The sequence below is a fragment of the Nocardia sp. NPDC003345 genome (assembly GCF_053589395.1).
Genome location: NZ_JBSFRU010000468.1, coordinates 1 through 3,591 on the forward strand (window position 1 = coordinate 1; position 3,591 = coordinate 3,591).

General features: G+C 67.6%; 3 protein-coding genes and 1 pseudogene. 2 read left to right on the top strand and 2 right to left on the bottom strand.

Annotation, left to right across the window (positions count from 1 at the left end):
• Positions 1-250: pseudogene (locus ACWDU1_RS30720) on the bottom strand (ABC transporter permease); the annotation flags it as partial.
• Positions 250-1,152, bottom strand: coding sequence for an MlaE family ABC transporter permease (locus ACWDU1_RS30725; protein ID WP_450003840.1), 903 nt, complete (start codon positions 1,150-1,152; stop codon positions 250-252). The pseudogene ACWDU1_RS30720 and the gene ACWDU1_RS30725, both read right to left, overlap by 1 nt.
• 358 nt (positions 1,153-1,510) lie before the next feature.
• Between ACWDU1_RS30725 and ACWDU1_RS30730 the strand changes: the two genes are divergently transcribed.
• Complete coding sequence (locus ACWDU1_RS30730; RefSeq protein WP_450003843.1) at positions 1,511-2,974, top strand: aldehyde dehydrogenase family protein; 1,464 nt, start codon at positions 1,511-1,513, stop codon at positions 2,972-2,974.
• Between the two features lie 47 nt (positions 2,975-3,021).
• Positions 3,022-3,591: SDR family NAD(P)-dependent oxidoreductase (locus tag ACWDU1_RS30735; RefSeq protein ID WP_450003841.1), on the top strand; the 570-nt coding region annotated here is incomplete at its 3' end.

Here is a 3,591-nt window from a genome sequence, read left to right on the forward strand (position 1 = left end):
CCCCCGCGGCGCCGAGCACGATGATCACCCCGGCCGTCCCGCCGCCGACGACTATCGAACCGTTTCCCCAGATGATGTCGGAGAGCACCCGCGTGAATTCGGCACGGTAATACCGCAACATCACCGGAATCCCGGCCATGGCCCGGAAGAAGAAGGTGAGCATATGCCCGAGCCGGGCCATCACCCGCGCGAGTTCGGTGGAACCCTTTATCAGACCGCGGGTTCCGGCCGGATAGTACCGTGACGCCATTACAGACCCTGCCTGGGAAACAACATCATGGACAGCTGCGTGAAAACGACATTGACGATCATGAGCAGCAGAATCGAGCTGACCACGGTGGAATTCACCGCGTTCGCCACCCCGGCGGGCCCACCCTGGGTGTTCAAACCTTTCTCGCAGGCGACCACGGCGACGATCGCGCCGTAGACCACGGCCTTGATCAGCGTGAGCACGAGATCGCTCACGGTCGCGAAGGAGGCGAAGGTGGCCACGAAGCTGCCGGGCGCGCCGCCTTGCGCCACGACATTGAAGAGGAATCCCGCGACGTATCCCACGAAGCACACCACTCCGGTGAGCGATACCCCGATGAGGACGGCCGCGATGAACCGTGGCACCACCAACCGGCGGATCACCGAAACACCCATGATCTCCATGGCATCCAGTTCCTCGCGGATCTTGCGGGACCCGAGGTCGGCGCAGATGGCCGAGCCCACGGCGGCCGCCATCAGCAGCGCCGCGACCATGGGTGCGCCCTGCCTGATGACCGCCAGTCCGCTCGCCGCGCCGGCCAGCGAGGTGGCGCCCACCTGACCGGCCAGCAGGCCGAACTGAATGGAGAGAGTGACGCCGATCGGCAGCGATACGAAGATCGTTGGCACCACGGCGGCCGACGCCATGAACGCGGACTGGCGGACAGTTTCCCCGAAGGCCAGCCGGCCCGCGACCAGATCCGCGAACAGGCACTGAATCGTCCGTACGCCGAGCAGGAATTGATTACCCACGGTCGCGAGCGCGGTCGCCGGATGCCGGTCAACGTATCCGCGGGACCACGCGGCCACCTGCCGCGAGGCGGACGGGGGACCGGGCACGGCGCCGTCGGTTCGTCCCGCGGGACCGTCGGCGAGTGCCCGGGAACGCAAGCGGATCATCATCTGCCGAACGTCTCCAATCAGCGCACCGCAGCGGCGGGTAATACCTACTGTATGTTTTACAGTTATTGAGACTATAAAGCCTGTCCCGCAAACGGGAGAGTAAACGGCGCAAAAGGTGCGGCATCGCGCACGCTCCGCGTCGAATTCGCAGGCAGTGGGGCTTTCATCCCAGGAATACGCGCGGACAGCTCGCCCCGAAGCGGGCATACCGTAATCTATACGGTTACTGATACCGTAAGAGATCCGCCGGCGTTGGGTGCCGCGGGGGCAGGAGACAGATGTGAGCGAGGTCGACGGGCAGAACGCCGCTCCCGGTACGGAACTGGGACGTCGGGCGGGCGAACGCCGCGAATCCCGGATGCTCATCGGCGCGGAGCTGGTCGCGGCGGCCTCGGGCGAGACATTCGACAATGTCGGCCCGGCCACCGGGCAGGTCCTCGGCAGTACCGCCGCGGCGGGCGCCGAGGATATGCTGCGCGCGATCGCCGCGGCCCGGCACGCCTTCGACGAGACCGACTGGTCCACGAACCGGGCGCTGCGGCAGCGCTGCCTGGAACAGCTACAGCGGGCACTCGAGGCCGACAGCGAATTCCTGCGCGAGGAACTGGTGGCCGAGGCCGGCTGCCCGATCGCCACCACCCGGATCGCTCAGTTGGACTGGCCACTGGCCGAAGCACTGCGTTACCCGGCGGGCTTGATCGACGAATTCCCCTGGGAGCGTGAACTCCCCGGTGGCGGCCTCTTCGGCGACCGCAACGTACGCACCGTCGTTCAGGAGCCGGTGGGTGTGGTCGCCGCGATCTGCCCGTCGAACTTTCCGGTCGAGGTCGTACTCAACAAACTGGGCCCCGCGCTGGCCGCGGGCAATACGGTGGTGCTGAAACCGGACCCGAACACCCCCTGGAACGCGACCCGGCTCGGGCGGCTCGTCGCCGAGCGCACCGATTTCCCCGCCGGTGTGGTGAATGTCGTCCCCACCCCATCGAACGAGGTGGCCGAACTGCTGGCCACCGATCCGCGCGTCGATCTCATCTCGTTCACGGGTTCGACCGCGGTCGGCCGCATGCTCATGCGCCGGGGCGCGGACACCATGAAGCGGACATTTCTCGAGCTGGGTGGCAAATCCGCGCTCATCGTCTGCGAGGACGCCGACCCCCGGGCCGCGCTGCGCAGCGCGGCCGGTGTCTGCGTACACGCCGGGCAGGCCTGCGCCGCGACGAGCCGCATGCTGGTGCACCGGTCGATTTTCGACGAGATGATCAGCGGTGTCGCGGCCGCTTTCCAGGCGGTACCTGTGGGCGACCCGGCGCTGCCGGAAACCATGGTCGGCCCGTTGATCAGCGAGGCCCAGCGCACCAAGGTGCTCGACGCCTACGACCGGGCGGTCCGCGACGGCGCCCGCCTGGTCATCGGCGGCGGCACGCCGAAGGACCTGCCGCCCCATCTGGCCGGTGGCCACTACGTCGAACCGACCGTATTCGTGTGCGAGGACCCCCGCCTGCCCATCGCGCGGGAGGAGATCTTCGGCCCGGTGCTGGTGATGACCCCGTTCTCCGACGACGACGAGGCGGTACGCCTGGCCAACGACAGCGAATACGGTCTCGCGGGCGCGGTGCTGTCCGCCTCGGCCGACCGCGGCATGGGTATCGCGCGCCGGCTCCGGACCGGGGCCGTCGGGGTCAACGGCGGGATGTACTACGGCGCCGACGCCCCGTTCGGCGGCTACAAGAACAGCGGCGTGGGCCGGCAGTGCGGCCTGGAGGGCTTCCAGCAGTACCTGGAGACGAAAACCATCGGTCACCGGGTGCCGGCCCGCGGCTGAGCACCCACACACGAACACGATCACAGCACAATCGGAAGGACGGTCCGGTGGGAAAACTGGATGGCAAGGTCGCGGTGGTTTCGGGCGCCGCACGCGGGCAAGGGCGGTCACACGCGGTCGAACTCGCCGCGGCGGGCGCGAGCGTGATCGCGCTCGATATCTGCGCGGATCTCGAGGGCAATACCTATCCGCTGGCGCGGCCGGAGGATCTGGAGGAGACCGCCCGGCTGATCGAAAAGGAAGGCGTGCGAGCCCATCCGACGGTCGTCGATGTCCGTGAGCGCAGTGCGGTGTGGGACGCGATCGCGCAAGGGGTCGAGGCGCTGGGGCGGCTGGATATCGTGGTCGCCAACGCCGGAATCGCTCCCATGGGCAGGGGCCAGACGATCCGGTCCTGGTCCGACACCATCGACACCGATCTCGTCGGTGTCTTCAACGTGGTGCAGGCGAGTCTGCCGCATCTGGAATCCGGGGCCTCGATCATCGCGACCGGATCGCTGGCGGCGCAACTCGGCAGCTCCACGAAACAGGGTCCGGGCGGCTCCGCCTACAGCTTCGCCAAACAGATCGTCGCCCACTACGTCAACGATCTGGCCAACCAGCTGGCCCGCAAGATG